This is a genomic window from Porphyromonas sp. C0026D3, assembly GCF_056590775.1.
Genome location: NZ_JBWPWU010000004.1, coordinates 120083 through 136706, shown reverse-complemented (window position 1 = coordinate 136706; position 16624 = coordinate 120083). Strand labels below are relative to the sequence as shown.

The 16624-nt window shown below is 52.7% G+C and carries 17 protein-coding genes; 8 read left to right on the top strand and 9 right to left on the bottom strand.

Features of this window, described 5'->3' with window-relative positions; translation table 11 throughout:
* Window positions 1-40 precede the first annotated feature (40 nt).
* Together AC1EK1_RS04675 and AC1EK1_RS04670 are read left to right on the top strand one after the other, a co-directional pair.
* Window positions 41-1810 (top strand): oxaloacetate decarboxylase, encoded by a 1770-nt coding sequence (locus AC1EK1_RS04675; protein ID WP_480306627.1) that lies wholly within the window; start codon window positions 41-43, stop codon window positions 1808-1810.
* Window positions 1807-2235, top strand: coding sequence for a type I restriction enzyme HsdR N-terminal domain-containing protein (locus AC1EK1_RS04670; protein ID WP_480306626.1), 429 nt, complete (start codon window positions 1807-1809; stop codon window positions 2233-2235). The genes AC1EK1_RS04675 and AC1EK1_RS04670 overlap by 4 nt, the downstream gene beginning before the upstream one ends.
* Window positions 2236-2333: 98 nt before the next feature.
* Here AC1EK1_RS04670 and AC1EK1_RS04665 read toward each other — a convergent pair whose 3' ends face one another.
* The 9 genes from AC1EK1_RS04665 to AC1EK1_RS04625 all read right to left on the bottom strand — a co-directional run bounded on the left by AC1EK1_RS04665 (window position 2334) and on the right by AC1EK1_RS04625 (window position 10427).
* Entirely contained in the window at window positions 2334-3977 is a 1644-nt protein-coding gene (locus tag AC1EK1_RS04665; RefSeq protein ID WP_480306625.1) for a diphosphate--fructose-6-phosphate 1-phosphotransferase, read from the bottom strand.
* Between the two features lie 30 nt (window positions 3978-4007).
* Window positions 4008-4232 carry a hypothetical protein gene (locus tag AC1EK1_RS04660; RefSeq protein ID WP_480306624.1) on the bottom strand — a complete coding sequence of 75 codons (225 nt, stop codon included), beginning with the start codon at window positions 4230-4232 and terminating at the stop codon, window positions 4008-4010.
* A gap of 70 nt (window positions 4233-4302) precedes the next feature.
* Window positions 4303-5118, bottom strand: coding sequence for a tRNA pseudouridine(38-40) synthase TruA (truA, locus tag AC1EK1_RS04655; protein ID WP_480306622.1), 816 nt, complete (start codon window positions 5116-5118; stop codon window positions 4303-4305).
* On the bottom strand, window positions 5111-5587 hold the full coding sequence (locus tag AC1EK1_RS04650; protein WP_480306621.1) for a 23S rRNA (pseudouridine(1915)-N(3))-methyltransferase RlmH: 477 nt from the start codon (window positions 5585-5587) through the stop codon (window positions 5111-5113). The genes truA and AC1EK1_RS04650 overlap by 8 nt, the downstream gene beginning before the upstream one ends.
* A 28-nt stretch (window positions 5588-5615) precedes the next feature.
* Complete coding sequence (locus tag AC1EK1_RS04645) at window positions 5616-6227, bottom strand: OmpH/Skp family outer membrane protein (RefSeq protein ID WP_480306620.1); 612 nt, start codon at window positions 6225-6227, stop codon at window positions 5616-5618.
* A gap of 75 nt (window positions 6228-6302) precedes the next feature.
* On the bottom strand, window positions 6303-6521 hold the full coding sequence (locus AC1EK1_RS04640) for a hypothetical protein (protein WP_480306619.1): 219 nt from the start codon (window positions 6519-6521) through the stop codon (window positions 6303-6305).
* A gap of 281 nt (window positions 6522-6802) precedes the next feature.
* Entirely contained in the window at window positions 6803-7960 is a 1158-nt protein-coding gene (galK, locus tag AC1EK1_RS04635; protein ID WP_480306618.1) for a galactokinase, read from the bottom strand.
* 22 nt (window positions 7961-7982) lie between these two features.
* The gene (locus AC1EK1_RS04630) at window positions 7983-9314 is read right to left on the bottom strand and encodes an MFS transporter (RefSeq protein ID WP_480306617.1); all 1332 of its coding nucleotides are present in this window, start codon (window positions 9312-9314) and stop codon (window positions 7983-7985) included.
* 36 nt (window positions 9315-9350) lie between these two features.
* Entirely contained in the window at window positions 9351-10427 is a 1077-nt protein-coding gene (locus AC1EK1_RS04625; RefSeq protein ID WP_480306616.1) for an aldose epimerase family protein, read from the bottom strand.
* A gap of 343 nt (window positions 10428-10770) precedes the next feature.
* Here AC1EK1_RS04625 and AC1EK1_RS04620 point away from each other — a divergent pair, with 343 nt between their 5' ends.
* The 6 genes from AC1EK1_RS04620 to AC1EK1_RS04595 all read left to right on the top strand — a co-directional run bounded on the left by AC1EK1_RS04620 (window position 10771) and on the right by AC1EK1_RS04595 (window position 16623).
* A complete protein-coding gene (locus AC1EK1_RS04620; RefSeq protein ID WP_480307254.1) occupies window positions 10771-11463 on the top strand; it encodes a lipocalin-like domain-containing protein in 693 nt (230 codons plus the stop codon).
* Window positions 11464-11892: 429 nt separating this feature from the next.
* The gene (pyrF, locus tag AC1EK1_RS04615) at window positions 11893-12726 is read left to right on the top strand and encodes an orotidine-5'-phosphate decarboxylase (protein WP_480306614.1); all 834 of its coding nucleotides are present in this window, start codon (window positions 11893-11895) and stop codon (window positions 12724-12726) included.
* Window positions 12727-12763: 37 nt separating this feature from the next.
* Window positions 12764-13837 (top strand): UDP-3-O-(3-hydroxymyristoyl)glucosamine N-acyltransferase, encoded by a 1074-nt coding sequence (gene lpxD, locus AC1EK1_RS04610; RefSeq protein ID WP_480306613.1) that lies wholly within the window; start codon window positions 12764-12766, stop codon window positions 13835-13837.
* A 6-nt stretch (window positions 13838-13843) separates the two neighbouring features.
* Window positions 13844-15256, top strand: a complete 1413-nt coding sequence (locus tag AC1EK1_RS04605) for a bifunctional UDP-3-O-[3-hydroxymyristoyl] N-acetylglucosamine deacetylase/3-hydroxyacyl-ACP dehydratase (protein ID WP_480306612.1) — start codon at window positions 13844-13846, stop codon at window positions 15254-15256.
* Window positions 15249-16043: an acyl-ACP--UDP-N-acetylglucosamine O-acyltransferase gene (gene lpxA, locus AC1EK1_RS04600; protein ID WP_480306611.1), complete on the top strand. Its 795-nt coding sequence runs from the start codon at window positions 15249-15251 to the stop codon at window positions 16041-16043. The genes AC1EK1_RS04605 and lpxA overlap by 8 nt, the downstream gene beginning before the upstream one ends.
* Window positions 16044-16053: 10 nt before the next feature.
* Window positions 16054-16623, top strand: coding sequence for an IS1096 element passenger TnpR family protein (locus AC1EK1_RS04595; RefSeq protein ID WP_480306610.1), 570 nt, complete (start codon window positions 16054-16056; stop codon window positions 16621-16623).
* Window position 16624 lies beyond the last annotated feature (1 nt).

The window sequence follows — 16624 nt, the reverse complement described above, 5'->3', positions numbered from 1 at the left end:
CCCGCTCCCGTAGCAACGTAATCCAACCAATCCAACAACTATGGCAAAAAGAAGTATTCAGTTTAGTCTCATGTACCGGGACATGTACCAAAGCTCCGGTAAGTACCAGCCTCGTGCCGAGCAATTGGAGCGTATCGCTCCCGCTATCATAGATATGGGGTGTTTCGCACGAGTGGAGACCAATGGAGGCGCCTTTGAGCAAGTGCAGCTCCTCTATGGCGAAAACCCCAACCACGCCGTGCGTGCTTTTACTCATGCGTTCAACGAGGTGGGGATCAAGACCCATATGCTTGACCGAGGACTAAACGGACTACGAATGTACCCCGTACCTGCTGATGTACGACGGCTCATGTATCGGGTGAAAAAGGCCCAAGGAGTGGATATAACCCGGATCTTTGATGGACTCAACGACCCACGGAACATTATCCCATCCATTGTGTATGCCAAAGAGGCCGGGATGACTCCACAAGGAACCCTCTGTATCACACACTCCCCTGTCCATACAGTCGACTACTATGTAGGCGTAGCTGTACAGCTCATTGAGGCCGGTGCCGAGGAGATCTGTCTAAAAGATATGGCAGGAGTAGGTCGTCCCGCTACACTGGGAAAGATCGTGCGGGAGATCAAAGCCGCCTATCCGAATATCACGGTAGAGTATCACGGACATACCGGGCCCGGCTTTTCTGTCGCATCCATGCTGGAGGTGGCAAGGGCAGGTGTCGATATCTTGGATGTGGCTGTCGAGCCCCTTGCTTGGGGAAAGATTCACCCGGATGTCATCACCATACAAGCTATGCTGGATGATGCTGGCTTTGATGTCCCCAAGGTGAACATGAACGCCTATATGAAGGTCCGTGCGCTGACCCAGGAGTTTTTGGATGATTTTTTGGGCTATTTCACCAACTACACCAATCTCCGCATGAATTCCCTACTTGTCGGCTGTGGCCTACCTGGGGGCATGATGGGATCCATGATGGCTGACCTAAAAGGGATCCACTCGGCCATCAATATGTTTCACCGCCAAAACAATACCCCGGAGCTCTCCATGGACGATCTTTTGGTCAAGTTGTTTCAGGAGGTGGAGTACACCTGGCCTCGGCTTGGATACCCACCACTGGTCACGCCATACAGCCAATATGTCAAGAATATTTCGCTCATGAATGTCTTCAACATGGAGCGTGGCGAAGGACGCTGGCAAGCCATCGATGCCAAAGCATGGGATATGATCCTGGGCAAGGCCGGTAGACTACCGGGCAAGCTAGACCCTGAGATCATAGAGCTGGCAAAGGAAAAGGGCTATGAATTCACGGACGAGGATCCGCAAAACAACTACCCCGATGACCTTAACAGGTACCGCAAGATCATGGATGATGAAGGGTGGGCATATGGACAGGATGACGAGGAGCTATTCGAGCTGGCGATGCATGAGCAGCAGTATCGAGACTACAAGAGTGGTGTGGCCCGTGAGAGATTTTTGGAAGACCTCGCCAAGCTCAAGGCCGAAAAGCAAGCAAAAGAGGGCTATACCGTAGAGGATGTCCGAGCACTGGAGCGTGCGAACCTTGTACCGGTGGTGGCACCAATCAGCGGTCAACTCTTTTGGGAAGTAGACTGCCTGGATCGCTCCGTCGCACCGGCCATTGGCACCAAGTACGCAGAGGGTGACACCATCGCATTTGTGCAGTCCCGCGAGACCTATAGTGTAGATGTCCCGATCCTCATCTCAGGCACACTCCGTGAGGTAGTGGGCAAGCAGGGTGCTTTTGTCCAAAAAGGTGAGGCTATTGCCTACCTTGCGCCTAAGGAATGAGCGAAGAGGAGCACCAAACTGTCTTTGACCCCATAAGGCGACAGCGGGTCCGGCTCACGCCGGAGGAGCGTGTCCGACAAGCCATGGTCCATGCGTTGGTACACGACTATGGCTATCCACCAGAGTTGATGGCCAATGAGGTTACCATTACGGTTGGAAAAGTGACACGACGTTGCGACACCGTGGTCTACTCACGTGATCGTACCCCGCTGATGATCCTGGAGTATAAGGCTCCCCGAGTCGACCTGAATGAGAAGGTCGTACTGCAAGCTTTTCAGTACAATAGTGTCCTCTGTGTGCCGGTCATTGTCTTGGCCAATGGACCTAGGATACTGGCCTATCGAATCGGGTACAACGGTGATTCGACCACGTTGCTGTCGGATTTTCCATCCTATGAAGCATTGCTGGAGATGCGCTTGCGGTAACCTGTGGGGATAGTCACTGAGGAGATCTGAAGTAAAAAAAGGTGAGGGAGTGCCTTTTGGGCACTCCCTCACCTTTTTTGAGAGACCTTGCTTAGCTTTTATTGGTGCTCAAGCTTCAGAGTCTCTGTGGGGATGTCGCATACGCTCTCAGGGCCAAAGTACTGGATTGGTCCGGGATAGACGTAGCAGGTGTTTTTTGCCCACTCTTCTCTGTTGGCCTCAAAGGTCTTGAATGGTGCGCCCTCTAGGTCTACCAGAGCTTTGCGAATAACGGGCTTTAGCTCGCCATGGCGTCGCTCGATATTCATCATCATCGTGATAGGGATACCTCCGGGGATCCATTCCTTTACATTTTTGGTCAGGTTGCGTACCGAGCTCATGTAGCCGGTCTTTCCGGATGCGATGAGCTGCGATGCGGTGTAGCCCAGCGTGTAGCAGTAGTCGGAGTCAAAGTTGGATGGAGCTGCACAGCGTCCTTCGTAGCCAAAGAAGTGGCGCTGTACCGCAAACTTGCCTGAGTACTTGCCCTCTTCTTTCCACTTTGCTAGCTTGGCTTCTACCATTGTCGCCAGTAGTTTTTCGGTCTCGATCAGCGAAACTTGGACATTGCCATGTGGATCGCGATCTGCTGTGAGTTGCTGTGCTACTTCAGCAGGTAACTCGGAGAGGATCTGGGCATTTTGGGAGGATAGGTGCTGTGCGACCACTCTCGGAAGCTCCTCCTTGGACACGCCTGCCAGCTCTTTTTCCTTTTTGGCCATCACGTCGTTTAGCTCGCTGATCAGAGCGCGCATGGCGGGAATGAACTCAATGAGCCCCTCGGGGATAAGGACAGTACCAAAGTTGTTACCCTCCTCAGCGCGCTTGGCTACGGCCGTGGCGATCTGCTTGACGATGTCGTCCAGGCTTTGCTCCTTGGCCTCTACCTCCTCTGAGATGATGCAGATATTGGGTTGTGTCTTCAGTGCACACTCTAGAGCAATGTGGCTTGCGGAACGCCCCATCAGCTTGATGAAGTGCCAGTACTTGCGAGCAGAGTTGCAGTCACGCTGGATATTGCCGATGACTTCGGAGTATACTTTTGTGGCGGTGTCAAATCCAAATGAGGTCTCGATCTGCTCATTTTTGAGGTCACCGTCGATAGTCTTTGGACAACCGATCACTTGTACTCCGGCATCGATAGCTTTGTAGTACTCAGCGAGTACGCAGGCGTTGGTATTGGAGTCATCTCCACCGATGATGACAAGTGCACGTATGCCCAACTCACGAAGGATCGTGAGGCCTTTATCAAACTGCTCCTTTGTCTCGAGCTTGTCTCTTCCGGACCCAATGATATCGAATCCTCCTGTGTTGCGGTACTCGTCAATGATGTCGGAGGTGAGCTCTTTGTACTTGTGGTTGATCAATCCGGCAGGTCCCATCAGGAATCCATACAGCCTGCTGTCCGGGTGGATGCTCTTGATGCCGTCAAAAAGTCCGGCAATCACATTGTGCCCACCGGGTGCTTGTCCTCCGGAGAGGATCACCCCTACATTGATGGGGGCTTTCGCACCGGACTCGGCACCGGACTCAAAGGTCACGGTCGGCAGACCATAGGTGTGAGGAAATAGCCTTTTTACCTCATCCCTGTCGGCCACGGACTCTGTGGCGTTTCCTTCGATGGCGTGAAGGTCGTTGTGCAGTACCGGTGGCATCTTCGGCTGGTAGACAGCACGTGCTTTTTGTAGCGAACTAATCTTCATTTCTCTTATGATTACTTGGTATTTTATGAGTTATTTACGGTTGCGTGACCCGGGCCTTCGCTTGTCATTGATTCGCACAAAGCCATACATTAGGATTAGATTGGCCGCGATGACAAGACAACAAAGGCTGAAAAATGTCTGCCTCAACCCCTCCAGCGTAATGTAGCAGACGATTGAGGCCACTATGGACAGCGTGGCTAGGATAAGTAGGACTTTTTTGAGCGTTGCCCAAAATTTTGGTGTCGGTGCTACCATGGTGGAGATGTGTCTTAGTGTGTGAGTGTACCTTTGGGTACCATTCTATGCAAATATAACGAAAAGTGAGCTATTCCGCTAGTTGGCGCGCTTGGTAAACGCCACTCCACCTCTCGGCACTGTACGGATCTTGGCCCACGAAAAGGTCTAGAGGGTAGGCGATGTACTCTAGGAATAGTCCTTTGGCGGATGCTGTGGTGGTGATCAAGCTCCGGTCCTGCAGTCGCAAGTAGTCTGCCGGGGTGTCAGGGCTAATTTTTCCCCGACCCACCTCTAGCAGTGTACCTACTATGGCTCGGACCATGTTGCGCAAAAAGCGGTTGCTAGAAATGTGAAAAACCCACTCCGTCGCCCCCACTTGGGACCATTTTGCCTCGGTGACTGTGCAGAGGTGGTTGTTGACTTGGCTGTGTTTTTTGCTGTAGGTCGTGAAGTCGTGCGTGCCTAAGAGTAGGCCGGCCGCTTGGTTCATGGCCACAAAGTCTAGTCCCGGTGCGGTGATCCGAAAGTCTCGTCCAAAAGGGCTCGGCTCCGTGCTGAGGTAGTAGCCGTATCGGCGTTCTGTGGCCGAAAACCTTGCATGGGCATCGGGGTGTACGGGGTAGAGTCCGTATAGGGTCAGGTCTGGGGGGAGAAATCTATTGGCTCGGTAGACGATGTCTCCGGGGGTGAGCCCTTCCGGGAGGTTGAGATCCATGTGTGCCACCATCCATCGGGCGTGTACTCCGGTGTCGGTCCGTCCTGCTCCGGTGATGGTCACTTCTTGTCTTAGCAGTGTGCTCAGCCTTTCTTGGAGTACGCCTTGTACTGTTCTGCCTGTGGCTTGCACTTGCCAGCCAAGGAAGTCGGACCCATCGTAGCCTAGTGTCGCAAAGTATCTAGTCATGATGGTAGGGGTGGTTGTTGAGGATCGTGAGTCCGCGGTAGACTTGCTCCACAACGAAGAGCCGGACGAGCTGATGGTTCAGCGTCATCCGGCTGAGAGATATTCGGTTGGGGATCTTTTGGTAGACTGCTTCGGAGAATCCATAAGCACCTCCTATGATCAGGATCAGTCGTCTAGGGGTGGTCTGCATCTTTTTCTGAAGCAGTGCCGAGAATCCTCGGGAGCTGTACTCCGTTCCGTTTTCGTCAAGTAGGATGGCCTCATCTTGTAGCCCGATGGCGTTTAGGATGGCCTCTCCTTCCAGTTGTTTTTGCTTCTCTTTGCTCTCCTTTTTGGAGATCTTGACTGCCGGCAGTATCTCTACCGCTATAGGTAAAAAACGATTGGCTCGCTTGAGGTACTCATCTATGAGTGCCTGTATGTGGTGTGAGTCCGTCTCTCCTACGAGGAGGATTGTGATCCCCTGCATCTTTGCCGGGTGCCGGTTTTGGGGGTTATCAGTCTTTTTTCGCAGCGTACTGCTTGTTTAGGTACTCGATCACTTCGTCTGTGATGTCGTACACCTTCTCTGCGTAGAGGATGTTGTCGTTGAGTGAGTTGGATAGGATGAGCTGATAGTGCCCGTGCAGTGCGTTGTAGGTTTTGATCTGGCTCATGATGGTGTCTCTCAGTGCAACATTCATGGCATTTTGGTCTTGGAGCATCTCGTTGTTTAGTCTTTGGCTCAGCTCCTGAAACTCTTGCTGACGCTTGAGGATGCGCTCTTGCTCTCTTTTGGCTCGGTCTTGGTCGAAAAAGGCGTTGTTCTCTACTTTTCTCTGAAAGTCTCTCATGTCGGACTCCAGAGAGCGTCCTTGCTCATTGATGGTGGCTTGGTTGGACTCAGCCTTTTTCATGAATTCATCTTGCAGGTGCTTGGAGTACTCGTAGTTGGTGAGGAGTGAGTCCAGGTTGACATACGCTAGTGGCATCACGGCTGTGGCGGAGTCTCCGGAGCCGATGGTGCGCGGTGCCGGAGTGTTGTTTTTGCTCGTAAAGTGGAGTACGAATAGTACAGCGACACAAATTGCCAAGAGTGCTGTGATGATGGTATTGGTAGAGTTCTTCATTGTGTGTTGTTATAAAAAACCTCTTTTGTTCGTTGGATGTATTTCGTCTTATGTGGATTGCTTTTTTGGGGTAGATCACGCTTGTTGCTCGCCTATTCGGTCAAATAGGTTTTTGTGACGCTGTGCTTCTCGGTGCTGGCTCCTGTGGCAGGATAGTCCACGCTTGCGTAGCTCCGGCTGATCCTCTACGTGAGAGGAGGGAAAGCCCCAGCGCTTTGTGAAAAAAACGCGGATACCGAGCAACAGTACGGATATAGCGACTAGGAGTAGTGTTATGATGAGTAGTCGTGCCAATCGATTTTGTGATCTGGACTTTTGGGTTTGCGTTTGATATAAAACTATCTACCTCGCAAAGATAAGTTTTTTCCTAACGCCGACAAAACTATTCTAGCCGAACTTTCCTGAGAATATCGCTTGTTTCAAAAAAAACATCCATGGCCGAGAATCCTTTTGTGGTTGTGGATTCGTCCTGCCATGGATGTGTGTGTTCTTTTTTCCCTCGTTTCTACTTCACCTCTGTGTCGGAAGAGACGAGGCCGGTGAGCTTTTTGAGGCTCGTCGTCTGCGGGGCTACGTTATTTGAGCCTGCGCGCTCCGTCGCCGATGATTACATCGTAGACTTTTGGTGCGTGTCCAAACTTTTCTGTGAAGCGTTTTATGGCATCGTCGATGAACTTGTCGTGGAGCTCGTCCTTGACGAGGTTGATCGTACAGCCGCCAAATCCGCCGCCCATCACTCGTGAGCCTGTGACACCGTTGTCTTTTGCGATGTCGTTGAGTACATCGAGCTCTTCGCAGGATACTCTATACAGTTTGCTCATGCCGTGGTGCGTCTCGTACATTTTCTGTCCGACCAGTTCGTAGTCACCTCTTTTGAGTGCTTCCGAGACATCCATCACTCTCTGGATCTCCTCGATCACGTACTCTGCGCATAGGTAGTCTTCGTGGCTGACCTGGTCTTTGACCTCTTGGAGCATGGCCAGTGTTGCATCGCGGAGAGCCTTGACCTCGGGGTGCTTTTTTTGGATGTGGGCGACGACGTTTTCGCAGGAGCGACGACGGTCGTTGTAGGCACTGGAGGCTAGTTCATGCTTCACGACCGAGTCGAGCAGCACGAGGCGGTAGCCTTTGGGGTCAAAGGGGAAGTACTCGTACTCGAGTGATCGGCAGTCGAGACGCATGATGTGGCCGGCTTTGCCATGGATGCTGGCAAATTGGTCCATGATGCCGCAGTTGACGCCTACGTAGTTGTGTTCTGTCTTTTGCCCCACTATGGCTAGCTCAAATTTTTCGATCTTGCCTGCCCCAAAGATTTCGTTGAAGGCGGTGGCGTAGCAACTCTCGATAGCTGCGGATGAGGACATTCCGGCTCCGAGAGGTACATCTCCGGCAAAGACGGTGTCAAAGCCTTTGACCTCCACGCCGCGTTTGATCATCTCCTGTGCCACACCGTAGAGGTATTTGGCCCAACCCTCTTTGGGGAGGTCCTCTTTGCCGAGGCCAAATGTGCTACTCTCGTCCAGGTCGATGGCATAGGCATTGACTCGGTCGGTATCATTAGGTCGGATGACCATGGTGATTCCCTTGTCTACTGCGCCGGGAAAGACGAAGCCATCATTGTAGTCGGTGTGCTCACCGATGATATTGATGCGCCCGGGTGCGAAGTAGACGTGTCCAGTAGCGCCATCAAAATGCTTGGCAAAGTGGCTCTTTACGAACTCTATATCTTTCATGCGATCTTATTGTTTTTGGTGATTAAATATGCCCCTTGTCGGCCTTCATTACTTTGTGTCCGCTGAATGCGTAGTAGAGCAGGTAGAGCTCGCCTACGATTACGATAACCCAAGTCCAAGTCCAGTTGCCAATAGAGTCGGCGAGGACACCCTGGAGTAGGGGAAGTACGGCACCGCCTACCACACCCATCATCAGGAGCCCGGAGCCCTTGGCTGTGTATCGTCCAAGTCCCTTGATGGCGAGGTCAAAGATAGCAGGCCACATGATGGAGTGGAAGAGACCCACGCCACAGAGAAGCCACGGATTGCCTGTCGACATAGATGCCGCTACTAGGAGCATGGCCGCTATAGAGGCGATCAAGAGCTGTGTCTGAGCCGCAATGCCGCTAAGGAAGCTACCTACTGCTCTACCAATCAGCATCCCAAACCAGTAGAGGGAAGCCAGCTTGGCGGCTGAGGCTATAGTAAATCCACCCTCCTTGATTGCAAAGAGATTGATGTTGGACCCTACACAAACCTCCACACCCACGTAGAAGAAGATAGCAACCACTCCCAGCACCAGGTGGCGGAAGCTCAGGATGCTATCAGGCAGTTTCTCATCTTTGCCTACTGCTGTGGATGGGATCTCCGGAAGGTTCAGTGATGGTAGGACTGCCGCAATGACCCCCACGATGATCATCAATACCAGGATCGGAATGTACAAGGAGGTAATGTTGATCTCAAGACCTGTCTTGCCGTTGAAAATCAGGAATGCCACTAGGAGCGGGCCAATGGTGGTCATGAGGGAGTTGCCCGTGCCGGCGATGCTCTGGCGGGTTACTCCTGTAGTGCCACGTACTTCGCATGCCACGATGTAGGGGTTGATCACCGCTTGCAGGAATGTCAGTGCGGTACCGGCTACGAATGCAGCGAACAGAAAGATATAGTACGCTACCGGAACCACTGTCGGACCCTCATACTTGAAGTCATCGCCTATCGATTTTGCTTGGTCCAAAATAGGCTGGAATGTCACCAGGTCGTGCTTGGTGAAGACATAAGCGGAGAGCTGATAGAGGCCAAATGCGCAGATCAGAATAACGAGTCCGGTAATCAAAGCGGACTTATAGCCATTCTTCTGGATATACCGTGAGCTTGGAATACCCATTACCAGATAAGCCAAGAAAAAAGCAAATACCAGGAGCGTGGTGAGCGTATTGGTCATATTGCCCCCCATGATTAGGTAGGCAGACTGCATGGGCGCCTGGAATTGTTGATTGATACTGGTGATGAGTCCCACCAGAGACATAAGCACCACCATGATGATAAATGGCGCCATGTAGCTGTGCTTCTGATTGTTGGCTGTGTTTGTTGTCATTGGTTTAATTTCTAAAAATATGTTGATGTATAGTTTTTACTCTGTCACTCCAAAGCGGTAGGAGGTTTTGCTACGATAGGTCTCGCCCGGACGAAGTACCGTGGTCGGGTACTCAGGCTTGTTGGGACTGTCCGGGTAGTGCTGTGTCTCAAAGCAGACAGCCGACCGGGCCGGGTAGCGGCTTTCGCCTTTGCCTCTCATGTTGCCGGTCATCCAGTTGCCGGTATAGAGTTGCATGCCGGGCTCTGTGGTGAGGACTTCCATCCGGATGCCCGTTCGGGGCGATCGGCAGTCGGCCACGACCTCGTACTCTCCCGGTGCCTTTTGGTCCAGTATATAGGTATGGTCGTACCCTCTTGCCCATCTCAGCTGATCAATGTCCTCATCGATACGCTCTCCGATCTCGTGGAATGCCACGAAGTCAAAGGGTGTGCCGGCCACCTCCTTAGCATCTCCATATGGTATGGCGACTTCGTTTGTAGGCAGGTAGCGGGTGGAGTTGATTTTCAGTTCGTGATCGTGTATGGTCTCCACGCCTTCGCCCGAGAGGTTGAAGTAGGAGTGGTTGGTCAGGTTGATCACTGTGGGCTTGGTGGTTGTCGCCTCGTAGTCGATCTCAAGCTCGCCATTGCGGAGGGTGTAGGTCACGGTCGCCCGCACCTCGCCCGGAAATCCCTCCTCGCCGTCCGGTGATACCACCGACAGCACTACGTGGCTGTCACTCTGTTCTACCACATCCCATACCTTGGCGTTGAACCCCTTGTAGCCCCCGTGGAGGCAGTTGGGGCCATTGTTGATGGGGAGCAAAAAGGTCTCGCCATCGATCTCAAAGCGACCGTTGGCTATACGATTGCCGTACCGACCAATGATGGAGCCAAAGTACTGCTCCTCGCTCTGAATGTAGTCTCCAAGTGTGTCATGTCCGAGGACGACATCGACCGGGTTGCCGTGGCGGTCCGGGGTGATCAGTGTCACGATCTTGCCTCCGTAGTTGGTCACATCGGCTTGGAGCCCTTTGCCATCGGTCAGATGGATCAGGCGTACCGGTTTGCCGTCCAGTGTTTTTTTGAAACTCTCCGCCCGAAGGGCTGAGGATTGTGGATAGATATTCATAAACTGTGAGTTGGTTGCTATTGAGGCTAACTAAAAAGTGCCTAGTTATGCCGATTCGTACGTTTCAAAGTTACTAAAGAAATACGGAAAGCAAAAACAATCCTAAAGAGTGTTACCGTTGTCTCTCTCGTGGCGTTTCCACCCCCATTTGTCCGCAGCTGAAAACGCTTCGGCAGTGCGGGTCGCTCATTAGTGGGCGAGTGTTTATTCAGCAGATAATCAGCCGGATAGGTTATTCGTAGAGTGCGAAGAGGGGGTGTCGGTTTGACGGACGTATTGTCAGAAAAAAACTTTTTTCTAAATTTGCGCACTTTTTTTTTGAACCAACTAGATTAGAATTAAGATGAAGTCAGCGCTACGAAAAGGCCTCTGCCTGTTCCTTGGAGCCACTCTCCTATTGGCTTGTGCAGGGACACCGGGACACACGCCCACTCCACCAACCCCAAAAGAAAAAGAGCAACCCACCCCCACTCCTCCCGAGAAGGAGAAGGAGAAAGAAAAGGAGCCTGAGGCCCCCACCCCCACTCCTCCCGAGAAGGAGAAGGAGAAAGAAAAGGAGCCTGAGGCCCCCGCCCCCACTCCTCCCGAGAAGGAGAAAGAGAAGGAGCCCGAGGCCCCCGCACCCACACCTCCTGCACCACCCAAGGAGAAAGAAAAGGAGCCCGAGCAACCGGCACCGACCCCTACGCCACCTTGCGAAAAGAGTACCAATATACTGGGCAAGTGGAGAGTGGCCAAAGCTTCCAAGGACTACGCAAAAGGTAGGTGGGAGCAAAAAGATAAGTCGGAGCAATCCATATATGTGTTTGAGAAAAACGGAGCCTACAGTTTCTCTCTATCCCTAAATGGTGTGACGTTTGCAAATATAAGCGGTACCTATGCTTTCGACACCAAGACACTAACCATCACCCCCAAGGGTCAGGCCGGTGGCCTCTCCGGCTCGTACGAGGTCATGACCTGCTCCGCCGATGGCAATGAGTACACCCTGAAGGGCAAAGCGGATGGAAAAGGTTTTGTCCTCGTGAGAGTACCTTAGACCGCTTCGGCGCATTTGACAATCAGGCCCCCGACCGGTCCGGCAGTCTATGGAACTGCCCCGGTCGGGGGTCGGTCTCTCCTGAGGGGTCGAAGTCGCGAGGGAGGGGGGCGCTTTTTGGCGGAAAAAACATGGGGTGAAACAAGGGCTAAAAGGGCGATTTTGGAGTCCCCAAAAAGTCTCTTTTTGGGGGTCTTGATAATCAGATACTTGCAGGAGGCCCTGAGTTTCACGGATAGAAGCGCAACTTTTCACGGATAGAAGCAAAAGTTTTCACGGATAGAAGCCATCGCTTAGACAGATAGGAGAAAAAATGGTGTGGAGTAACTCTAAATAATTCGGTGTGTGGTATCCCGGTGACGAAAAGAGAAAAATTTGTGGGAATAATGTATCTTTGCTTGGGAGGTTGTACACAGACAAAGGTCACATATGACACGAAAAGATCTACTGCAACAAATACAGGCAAAGCGCTCCTTTCTGTGCGTTGGGCTGGATAGTGATCCTCTGAAGATCCCTGGACACCTGGGTACTGGGGCTGAGGGCGTCTTGGAGTTCAATAGACAGGTGGTGGATGCCACCGCTCCATATACAGTGGCGTACAAGCCCAATGTCGCTTTTTACGAAGCCATGGGGTACCGAGGACAGCAGGTCCTGGAGGAGACAATCGGGTACATTCGGACGAAGTATCCCGAGATTTTTGTGATACTGGATGCCAAGCGAGGAGATATCGGCAATACCTCCAGCCTCTATGCCCGTGCGGCGTATGAGGTATTGGGCGCCGATGCGGTGACCGTGGCACCCTACATGGGCTCGGACAGTGTGTCGCCCTTTTTGGCCTATGAGGGTAGGTGGGTCGTCCTGCTGGCCTTGACCTCCAACCAAGGGTCGGCGGACTTTCAGCACCTAAAGTTTGAGGACGGCCGTACTGAGCTGTACGAGCAGGTGCTGCGTACCTCGGCCACGTGGGGGGATGCGGATCGGATGATGTATGTGGTGGGAGCCACTCAGCCGGAGTACTTTAGGCAGATCCGAGAGATCGTCCCCCACTACTTTCTTTTGGTCCCCGGTGTCGGTGCGCAGGGCGGTAGCCTGGCCGAAGTCTGTCGCTATGGGCTCAATGATGAGTGCGGGTTGCTTGTCAACTCCTCTCGTGGGATCATATTTGCCGGGAACGGTCCGGACTTTGCCGCCAAGGCGGCCGAGCAGGCCAAAAAACTCCAAGAGGAGATGGCCGAGCAGCTGAGGAGTAGGGGGATCGTTTGAAAACGCAAGTTTTAGAAAAAGCAATCAGTAGAGGCAAGTGAAGAAAATAGAGATAACAGCCGGGCAGGTGGCCGAATACTTGCACGGGACAGTAGTCGGAGACCCCAATGTTGTGCTCTCCAACTTTAGTAGTATAGAGAAGGGTGGAGCGGGAGATCTGAGCTTTTTGTCCAATGCGGCGTATGAGCATTTCTTGTACACCACGTCCTGTAGTGCCGTGCTGGTCAATCGGGACTTTGAGCCTCAGGGAAAAGTCACCGCGACACTGATCTGTGTCGACAATGCCTATGAGTCTCTGGCGACACTCCTCAAGATCCTCAAGGGGCAGTCTCATCTGGAGCCGGGCGTCTCCGAGCTGGCGGTAGTACACCCGACCGCTGAGGTGGATGCCACAGCCTATATTGGCCCACTGGCCTATGTGGGTGAGCATACCAAGGTCGGAGCCCGTTGTGCGATCATGCCACAGGCTTTTGTCGGGAAAAACTGCACCATCGACGAGGAGACCAAGATCTACCACCAGGCTGTCATCTGTGACCATACAATCATCGGAAAGCGGTGTATCATCCACTCCGGTGCGGTAGTCGGCTCAGACGGCTTTGGGTTTGCTCCGACGGAGGAGGGGTACGAAAAGATCCCCCAGACCGGCAAAGTGATCCTGGAGGACGATGTGGATGTGGGTGCCAACTCCTGTATAGACAGAGCCGTATTGGATGCCACAATCATTCGCAAAGGCGTAAAGATAGACAACCTGGTGCAGTTGGCACACAATACAGAGGTGAATGAGCATACTGTCATAGCCGCACAGTCCGGTGTGGCAGGCTCTACCAAGCTAGGTGCTTGGAACCGGCTGGGAGGCCAAGTGGGGGTGTCCGGACACCTCCATACAGCGGACAGGGTGACCTTTGCCGCACAAGCCGGGGTGATCAGTGACGTCGACAAGGAGGGAACTTACTTTGGATCACCGGCACAGCCACACTTCCAAGCCATGAAAGCGGCCGCCAAGTACATCACTCTTCCCGAGATGGACCGAGAGCTAAAAAGGCTGCGCAAGGAGGTGGAGGACCTCAAGAGACTACTGGCCGAATCGGCAAACGAAAAAGCAATCAAGTAGAGCGACATGGACAATAAGCAACATACACTGGCCGGATCATTTGAGCTCCGCGGAAAGGGACTCCATACCGGACTGGAGATACACATCAAGTTTTGCCCGGCAGAGGACAACTACGGCATCCGGATCCGTCGTGTGGATCTGCCTGACAAACCCACTCTGCAGGCGCTGGCCGAATACGTGACCAAGACTGAGCGAGGGACGATACTATCCGATGACAAAATGAAGGTGAGTACCGTCGAGCATGCCATGGCGGCACTGTATGCTCTCGGTGTCGACAACTGTCTGATAGAGGTGGACGCTCCGGAGTTTCCGATCATGGATGGCAGCACCAAGCCCTTTGTCGAAAAGATACAAGAGGTGGGCCTGGAAGAGCAATCCCAGGTGAGGGAAGAGTACATAGTGACCAAAAAGATGGAGGTGAGTGATCCCTCTACCGGTGCCCGTCTCACCTTGTTGCCGGACGATAGATTTTGCGCCAATGTGCTTATTTCGTTTGACTCGGCCATCCTGTCCAATCAGTATGCGACGCTTGAGTCGTTGGAGGACTTTGCCGACGAGATGGCCGGTGCCCGTACCTTTGTTTTTGTGCGCGAAATAAAGGGACTGCTGGAGAAGGACTTGATCAAAGGGGGGGATCTGGACAATGCAATCGTCATCTATGATCAACCACTCCCACAAGAGCAGATGGACCGCCTCACAAGCTCTATAGGAGTCAGTGGTATACCGGCTGATCAGCTAGGCTACATCAACCACAGACCACTCCAATACAACAACGAGCCGGCACGCCACAAGCTGCTGGACTTGGTGGGAGACTTGGCTTTGATCGGCTGTCGCCTGAGAGGACGTGTGATTGCCACCTGTCCCGGACACTCGATCAATAGCAAGTTGTCGAAACTGATCCGCAAGGACATCCGACAAAATCAGGAGCGTGCCCCCCTTTATGACCCCAATAGAGAGCCACTCATGGGGATCAAGGAGATCAATAAGTTTTTGCCACACCGGTACCCCATGTTGATGGTGGACAAGGTGATGGAGATCAGCTCAAACGATATAGTGGCGGTCAAGAACTTCTCGATCAACGAGCCTTTTTTCCAAGGGCACTTCCCGGGTGAGCCGGTTGTGCCGGGGGTATTGCTGGTGGAGGGTGCCGCTCAGGTAGGGGGTATCATGGTGATGAACCAGCTCAAAAAGAATGTCGCCGGCTACTCGACCTACTTCATGAAGATCGAAAACACCAAGTTTAGGCACAAGGTCGTACCCGGAGACACAGTTGTTTTCCGAGTGATCTCCATGGCCCCTGTCCGTCGTGGCATGGCAAGCCTGAGGGGCTTGGGCTTTGTGGGTGATAAGCTGGTCTTTGAGACAGAGTTTTTGGCACAGGTAATCAAGAATGAAGACAAAATAGTCGATAATGAGTAGTACCAATCAGATAAGTGAACTGGCAGTCGTCCACCCGGACGCTGTATTGGGCGAGGGAGTGCGAGTGGATGCTTTTGCAATCATTGAGGACAATGTCACTATCGGTAGAGGCACGCATGTGCACTCCGGAGCTATTATCCGAAGTGGGGCCCGTATAGGTGAGGAGTGTCAGATTCACCCCTATGCGGTCATTTCCGGTCTGCCACAGGATCTGAAGTTCAGGGGTGAGGAGACCACTGCGGAGATAGGCGACCGCACAACGATACGTGAGTGTGTCACTGTCAGCCGTGGCACCGCCTCCAGGGGGGTGACCAAGATCGGCAGTGACTGCCTAATCATGGCCTATGCACACGTTGCTCATGACTGCGTGGTGCACAACCATGTGATTCTCGGAAATGCATCCCAAATAGCGGGAGAGGTGGAGATCATGGACTATGCCATCTGTAGCGGTGGTACATTGGTCCACCAATTTGTACGGATAGGTGATCATGCAATGATACAGGGTGGTTCGCGCCTGGTGATGGATATACCGCCCTATACGCTTATTGGACGTGAGCCGGCATCCTATTGTGGCATCAATATCGTGGGGCTCAGGCGTCGCAACTTCTCCAATGAGCAGATCTTTAGGATCAACGACATCTATCGTACCCTGTACAACAGGGGGCTCAACAACAGTGATGCGCTCAGGACGATAGAGCTCGAGAGTGAGCCCAGCCCGGAGCGAGACAAAATACTGGAGTTCATCAAGTCCTCGAAACGAGGTATCGTCCGTGGGTCTATAGAGTAAAAGATGGAGTATGGTTTACCGTATTGTTGTCGCCTCCAATGAGGTCAAGGGTTTTCGTCGAGATTTGCTGATCGATGGTTCGGCCACCTTTTTGGAGCTTTATCAAGCCTTGACCAAGACCCTACACTACTCCACCGATGAGCCCTCCCTCTTTAGGATCACCGACAGCCAATGGCGGCCCAAGTACGACATACACCTAGTCGATATGGGTACTGGTCGGTCGGATGAGGAGGTGTACCTGATGGAGGATACCTACCTGGAGGATTTTCTGGATCATGAGGGTGATCGACTGCTCTACACCTTTGATATGCTTGGCAATCGCTCGCTGTACATGGAGCTGCGTGAGATCCGCCTAGGTGAGTCTGTGAGCGAACCGAAGGTGGTACTCGAGACCGGTGAAGCACCACACCAGAGTACATTGCTGGAGGAGCTATTGGAGCCCCGGCAGAGCCAAAAAGAGACCACGCCAAAAGGCACTCCCGAGTCTGTGGATCTGATCAAAGAGATGGGGTACGACACGGAGGACTTTAGTGAGGATGAACTCTCCGACCTGGATATCACGGACGAAAATGACCAGTGAG

Bases quoted from the DNA above. Each gene is read 5' to 3' on its own strand.
- AC1EK1_RS04645 (WP_480306620.1), bottom strand. From the start codon at position 6,227: ATGAAGAACTCTACCAATACCATCATCACAGCACTCTTGGCAATTTGT.
- AC1EK1_RS04630 (WP_480306617.1), bottom strand. From the start codon at position 9,314: ATGACAACAAACACAGCCAACAATCAGAAGCACAGCTACATGGCGCCA.
- truA (WP_480306622.1), bottom strand. From the start codon at position 5,118: ATGACTAGATACTTTGCGACACTAGGCTACGATGGGTCCGACTTCCTT.
- pyrF (WP_480306614.1), top strand. From the start codon at position 11,893: ATGACACGAAAAGATCTACTGCAACAAATACAGGCAAAGCGCTCCTTT.
- AC1EK1_RS04620 (WP_480307254.1), top strand. From the start codon at position 10,771: ATGAAGTCAGCGCTACGAAAAGGCCTCTGCCTGTTCCTTGGAGCCACT.
- AC1EK1_RS04670 (WP_480306626.1), top strand. From the start codon at position 1,807: ATGAGCGAAGAGGAGCACCAAACTGTCTTTGACCCCATAAGGCGACAG.
- AC1EK1_RS04675 (WP_480306627.1), top strand. From the start codon at position 41: ATGGCAAAAAGAAGTATTCAGTTTAGTCTCATGTACCGGGACATGTAC.
- AC1EK1_RS04650 (WP_480306621.1), bottom strand. From the start codon at position 5,587: ATGCAGGGGATCACAATCCTCCTCGTAGGAGAGACGGACTCACACCAC.
- AC1EK1_RS04625 (WP_480306616.1), bottom strand. From the start codon at position 10,427: ATGAATATCTATCCACAATCCTCAGCCCTTCGGGCGGAGAGTTTCAAA.
- AC1EK1_RS04660 (WP_480306624.1), bottom strand. From the start codon at position 4,232: ATGGTAGCACCGACACCAAAATTTTGGGCAACGCTCAAAAAAGTCCTA.
- AC1EK1_RS04665 (WP_480306625.1), bottom strand. From the start codon at position 3,977: ATGAAGATTAGTTCGCTACAAAAAGCACGTGCTGTCTACCAGCCGAAG.
- AC1EK1_RS04595 (WP_480306610.1), top strand. From the start codon at position 16,054: ATGGTTTACCGTATTGTTGTCGCCTCCAATGAGGTCAAGGGTTTTCGT.
- AC1EK1_RS04605 (WP_480306612.1), top strand. From the start codon at position 13,844: ATGGACAATAAGCAACATACACTGGCCGGATCATTTGAGCTCCGCGGA.
- galK (WP_480306618.1), bottom strand. From the start codon at position 7,960: ATGAAAGATATAGAGTTCGTAAAGAGCCACTTTGCCAAGCATTTTGAT.
- lpxA (WP_480306611.1), top strand. From the start codon at position 15,249: ATGAGTAGTACCAATCAGATAAGTGAACTGGCAGTCGTCCACCCGGAC.